Raw genomic sequence first — 6,355 nt, 5'->3', positions numbered from 1 at the left:
TGTTGATGCTCTTTTAGATATTATGATAAAAGAGCATATATGCTTATTTGGATATTTTGATAGCAGTGGTAAAACATTTAGAAAAATAAAAATAGGTGATGTTATAATAGTAAGCCAAAGAAGCAGTGAAAAAAGCTATCAAAGAAGTCCTGATAGTAATTATTTTGTTGGTATTGTATCTTCAGAAGCTTACTGTATAAAAGTAAATGTTGAAGAAGATAAAATTGAATCTTTAGAAGATGATATTGATTTACAAAATATTGATAAAAATGACATTTTTCAAGCTAGAAAATTAAAAAACTTTAAGTTATTGAAAGGTAAAAAATTAACATTTAAAGAAGATAGTGAAGATTATAGAACTGTACAACCTATTTATAAATTATATAAAGATAAAGATAATCTTTTAATAGAAGAAATAAAAAAAATAATGGATAAAAATATGATAAAAGAATGCAAAGAACTTTTAGAGCAAAATTATAATCTTGTACTCACAGGGGCACCGGGCACAGGAAAAACCTATTTAGCTAAAGAAATAGCAAAAGAAATGATGAAAAATAATGAAAATATTAAAGATTATAAAGAGTTTATAAGAGAGTATTATAATAAAAATAAAGAGCGTTTAGATGATTTAAAAAAACAAGGTGATAAATTAAGAGAAGAGTTTATAAATAAATTTCCTATAGAGAGTTTAAAAAATATAAGTATAGATAATTATACTGTAGGCAGAGGAGATAATAATTCTTTTTGTTATTGGATTGAATTTGGACTTAAAAGAAAATTATTAGATAGCTTTTCTGTTGGTGGAGCTAAGTCATATATTTTATATTATGATAAAAAAACAGGTAATATAGTAAATGAAACTAATAAGACTGATGATGAACTTATGAAAGAAATAGCTAAAGAATTATATAATATGGCTACAATAGAAGATTATGATTTTAAAAATTCTCTAATAGACTTTAATAAACGTAATTATTATATGGCAATAAAAATATATAATACATATCACCCATATACATATTTTCCTATGATGTCAAATAAGGATATGCTCAGTATATGTGATATATTTAGTATAGAAAAAGATGATAATATATATAAATTAAATAAAAATATAAAAAAATTCTTTGATGAAAATTTTAAAGATATTGATTTATATATAATAAAAATAATATTATTAGAAAATATTGACTTAATAAATGGAAAAAAACAAGATATAAATATGATGAATAATAATGATTACGGATTTGTACAGTTTCACCCATCTTATGATTATACCGATTTTGTTGAGGGGTTAAGACCTATTAAAGACAGTAATGGAAATATTGGCTTTGAAAGAAAGGACGGGGTTTTTAAAGAGTTTTGTAAGGAAGCTTTAAAAAATAGAAGCAATAAATTTGTGTTTATAATAGATGAGATTAACAGGGGAGAGATTTCAAAAATTTTTGGTGAATTATTCTTTGCTATTGACCCCGGATATAGAGGAGAAAAAGGAATAGTAAAAACACAATATAATAATTTGATTAATAATGATGAAGAAGATGATGATTTTGAAGATGGATTTTTTGTTCCAGAGAATGTTTATATAATAGGCACTATGAATGATATTGACAGAAGTGTTGAGAGTATGGACTTTGCTATGCGTAGGAGGTTCGCTTGGAAAGAGGTTAAGGCGGAAGATACACAAGAGAGTATATTGAAAGATTTAGATGATAGCATAAAAAAAGATGCAATTGACAGAATGAATAATTTAAATAAGGCAATAGAACAAATAGAAGGTTTTAATTCATCATATCATATAGGGGCTTCTTATTTCTTGAAGTTAAAAAATTATTATAAGAGTTCAAGCGATGATAAAGAAACAGCATTTAAAAGTTTGTGGGAGAATCATTTGAAAGGACTTTTGTTTGAGTATTTGAGGGGTATGCCTGATATAAATGATAAACTTAAAAAGTTAGAAGATGCTTATAATACATCACATGCTAATAATACAAAACAAGATACTAATATAGATGATAATAATATAAATAATTGATAAATTTTAAAATAAGGAAGAACCAAAAATGCAGCCTTTTTGGTTCTTTGTGGCAACAAAAGAACTGGGGTGCGGGGCAAAGCCCTGCTATAATAAATGAATACAGACAATAAAATTATTAAATTAAAAGATAATACTCAACATAAAATACATAATAATATTTCTGAAGAGAATATAATCTCAATTAAAGAAATTTCAGGCAAAACTATATCAGCTATAAAAGATAATATTATAATATTTCCTAATTCCATAAAAGAAAGTAAAGATTTAGAAGAAGAGAGCAGAATATTTGATATTATTAATGATAGTATACACACTAACAATGTAATGGGCTTTATTAGCTACAATAACACACAAATAAAAATTTCTTCAAGATTTGCTTTCAATGATAATGAAGATTATTTTCTACATTACATGCTTATGAAAGTGCTTTCTCTTAATGTTGTTAATTTAGAGTATAGTAAAGATTATGATGATTCATTTGATTTTTTAATTTATATGTTTATTAGTTTTTTTAAGAGAGCATTAAGACAAGGACTTTTTAAGCAATACAAATTAATAAAGCATAATGATTCTAATGTTAAAGGCACTATTGATATTAATAGATACATTAAAAATAATATTCCTTTCAATGGTAAAATTTCTTACAACACAAGAGAATATAGTTATGATAATAATATCACTCAATTAATAAGACACACCATAGAATATATAAACACGAAAAACAGATATCTTTTAAGCTATGATAATGAAATAAAAGATTATACTCATCAGATATTTTATTCTACACCAAGCTACGAGAGAAATAAAAGAGAAAGCATTATAAATAAAAACTTAAAACAATTATCGCACCCCTACTATTATGAATATGAGCCATTAAGAAAAATATGCATTCAAATATTAAGGCATGAAAAATTAAAGTATGGTAGAGATGATAATACAGTGTATGGATTATTGTTTGACGGTGCATGGCTATTTGAAGAATATTTAAATACTTTTTTAAGCAAAGAAAATTTTGTTCATGCAGAAAATAGAAATTTAAAAAACGGTATTAAACTTCTTGACAATGCATGGAGAGTGTACCCAGATTTTTATAAAATAGAAAATGATAATAATATAGTACTTGATGCTAAATATAAAAGACTTAATTATTCAGATAGTGAAAGCATAGACAGAAACGATAAACATCAAATAGTCTCTTATGCCTATACGCTTAATGCCAAAAAGGCAGGGTTTATTTACCCTGTTGAAATTGATAATTGTAAAGAAAATAGTTATATAGGAAAGCTAAACAATAAAAATATTGATTGTGAAATACATAAATATGCCTTGAAAATTCCTTCAAAAAAATTAAACGAAGAGAATTTTAATAATATAAAAGATTTTATTGAAACAATGGAAAGTTTAGAAAAAGAGCTAATCTCTAAGCTTAATTAATATATTTTTCCTTTCATGTCCAAACATAAATCAAGTATGCTAACAGCAAGTGCAGCCTCTACAACTGCAACAGCCCTCACAGCAATGCAAGGGTCATGACGTCCTTTTATAGTCAAAACTTCTTCTTCCTTTGTTTCTATGTTTAATGTTAATTGCTCTTTAGATATTGATGGAGTAGGCTTTATTGCCACATTTACAACTATAGGCATGCCATTAGAAATACCGCCCAATATTCCGCCATTATTGTTAGTTTTTGTTTCTATAGTTTTTATGTTGTTGCTTTCTTTTATGGTGTATGCATCATTACATTCGCTTGCCTTGTAGTTTACAAAATCAAAACCAAGTCCAAACTCCACACCCTTTACTGCAGGAACAGCAAACATGGACGAAGCAATTCTGCTCTCTATAGAAGAGTAAAAAGGATCTCCAAATCCAGCAGGCACATTAAAAGCAACCGCTGTTATAATCCCGCCTACAGAGTCCATATCAAGTTTAGCTTTCTCTATTGTGTTAATCATTTTCTCCATAGCATCATCATCAAACACGCTCAATTCTTTATCATAATTCTTTATAAACTCATCATAACTTGGAAGTTCATTATTAGGGTATTTATCTTTTATGTTATATATTTGTTTTATATGTCCTGCTATATTGATATCAAACTTTTCTTTAAGAGCGAGTTTAGCCAAAGCACCTGCAAATACTAAAGGAGCAGTAAGCCTTCCAGAAAAATGCCCTCCTCCTCTTATATCATTAAAACCTTCATATCTAAGCATAGCAGTATAATCACTATGCGATGGTCTAGGCAAAACTTTTAAATTAGAATAATCGCTACTTCTTTTGTTTTCGTTTTTAATAATGGAAGCTATTGGCATACCTGTGCTTATATTATCCAAAACTCCTGATAATATTTCAACTTTATCGCTTTCTTGTCTTGTGGTAGAGAGTTTATTGTTTTTAGCCCTTCTTCTTTCCATTTCACTTTCTACAAAATTATTATCTATATTTATTCCATAAGGAAATCCATCTAATACGCATCCTATAGCCTCTCCGTGAGATTCTCCAAAAATACTTAATTTCAAATTATTACCAAATACGCTTCCCATTATTTTATATTCCTAAAATTAATTTTTTATTAGTATATATTATTTTTTATAAACTTTCTATATTAAAATATTTAATGACTATATAATCAATTATTCTTAAATAAAATACCAATTTGTTATTGAATTTTGCTATATTATAATTATAATCTTTAGAGTTAGAAAAATTTTAGTATTTAAAAGGATATTATGATAATGGATAAAGTAAATGTTTCTCTTATAGGTGTAGGCAGAATGGGTCAATTTCACCTTAATGTTATAAGTCAAATAAATAGTATTAATTTAACAGGTATATATGATGCTGATGAAAATCATCTTAATGAAGTATCTAATAAATATAACATTAATAAATTTAATAGTTTAGATGAAGCTATAGACAATTCAGATGCAGTAATAATAGCAAGCCCGACAAAGTATCATTTTGAAATAGCCAAAAAAGCATTAGAAAAAGGTAAGCATGTATTGGTAGAAAAGCCAATGACAGAAACCTATGCACAAGCTAAAGAATTACAAGAGATAGTAAACAAAAAAAATCTAATACTTCAAGTAGGACACGTTGAAAGATTTAATGGAGCAGTACAAGAACTTCATCATATAATAGAAAAACCTTATTTAATAGAAGCAAGAAGATTAGCACCATTTACCCCTCGTATTACAGATGTAGGTGTTGTATTTGATATAATGATTCATGATTTGGATATAGTAACCTCTCTTGTAAAAAAGCCTGTTATAAGATTTGCAGCAAGCGGAAAGAGAGTGAGAACAAACAACGAAGATATTGCAAGTGCTTTATTAGAGTTTGAAGATGAAACTATAGCAACAATAAGTGCAAGCAGAATCACACAAGAAAAAATTAGAACTTTAGCTATAAGTACAGAAGATGCTTATTTTATATTAGATTATGCTACCCAAGATATTACAATACATAGACAAGCAAGCAGTGAGAGTAAAATTAAAACTTCTATAGGAATTAATTATACTCAAGAATCAATCATTGAAAGAGTATTTATTCACAGAGATAATCCATTAAAATTGGAAGATGAACATTTTGCAAACTGTATACTAGGTAAAGATAAAAGATTCGTCTCTGTGGAAAATGATGTAAATACTATTAAATTAACAGAAGATATACTCAAAAAAATTAAAGAAACTTGGTAATAATTTATCTTGACAATGAAAATATATTTAACTATAATTAAATTGAGGTATTTATGGGTAGGCGAATATTAAATTTTGTTATTTTATTGTTTATATCATCTTCTTTAATATTTACTCAAAACAAAAAAAGCAGTATAGGAATTGCTTTATATAGATTTGATGATAATTATACAAAATATTTAAAAAGCTATATAGAAAAAAATATTGGAAATAAAGCTTCTCTCACTATATTAGATTCTCATAACAGTCAAATAACGCAAAATGACCAAATAGAGATATTCTTAAATAGGAAAGTTAATCTAATAGCTATTAATTTAGTGAATGAAAACTATGCTCAAACTATAATAAATAAAGTTAGTGTTAGAAATATACCTATTATTTTTTTTAATAGAGAACCGGATTCAGAAGCTCTTAATAGTTATAATAATGTTTGGTATATTGGAGGAAGTAGCGAAAATGCAGGAACGGCTCAGGGAAGAGTTATAGCAGATAGCTGGAAGTCGCATGCTAATTGGGATAAAAATGAAGATGGAAAGATTCAATGTGTTATAATAAAAGGAAGAACTAATAGTTTTGAGAGTGAGAATAGAACTCAATATATGAAAGATTATTTAAAGGCAAATAA

Annotated in this window: 5 protein-coding genes; 4 read left to right on the top strand and 1 reads right to left on the bottom strand. The window is 26.7% G+C overall.

Features of this window, described 5'->3' with window-relative positions:
• A partial coding sequence (locus E6A48_RS02930) for an McrB family protein (protein WP_308461597.1) occupies positions 1-2,032 on the top strand: 2,032 nt, incomplete at its 5' end.
• A gap of 96 nt (positions 2,033-2,128) precedes the next feature.
• Positions 2,129-3,469 (top strand): McrC family protein, encoded by a 1,341-nt coding sequence (locus E6A48_RS02925; protein WP_219708490.1) that lies wholly within the window; start codon positions 2,129-2,131, stop codon positions 3,467-3,469.
• Here the strand turns inward: E6A48_RS02925 and aroC are convergent.
• Positions 3,466-4,575 (bottom strand): chorismate synthase, encoded by a 1,110-nt coding sequence (gene aroC / locus E6A48_RS02920; protein ID WP_219708489.1) that lies wholly within the window; start codon positions 4,573-4,575, stop codon positions 3,466-3,468. The genes E6A48_RS02925 and aroC overlap by 4 nt on opposite strands.
• A 192-nt stretch (positions 4,576-4,767) precedes the next feature.
• Here aroC and E6A48_RS02915 point away from each other — a divergent pair, with 192 nt between their 5' ends.
• Together E6A48_RS02915 and E6A48_RS02910 are read left to right on the top strand one after the other, a co-directional pair.
• Entirely contained in the window at positions 4,768-5,730 is a 963-nt protein-coding gene (locus E6A48_RS02915) for a Gfo/Idh/MocA family protein (protein ID WP_219708488.1), read from the top strand.
• Between the two features lie 53 nt (positions 5,731-5,783).
• Positions 5,784-6,355, top strand: a 572-nt coding sequence (locus tag E6A48_RS02910) for a substrate-binding domain-containing protein (RefSeq protein WP_219708487.1), incomplete at its 3' end; no start/stop codon positions are given.

The organism is Brachyspira pilosicoli (assembly GCF_019402445.1).
GTDB classification, from domain to species: domain Bacteria; phylum Spirochaetota; class Brachyspiria; order Brachyspirales; family Brachyspiraceae; genus Brachyspira; species Brachyspira pilosicoli_B.
Note: the sequence above shows the minus strand (reverse complement) of the source record. Positions and strands in the feature narration are given on the sequence as shown.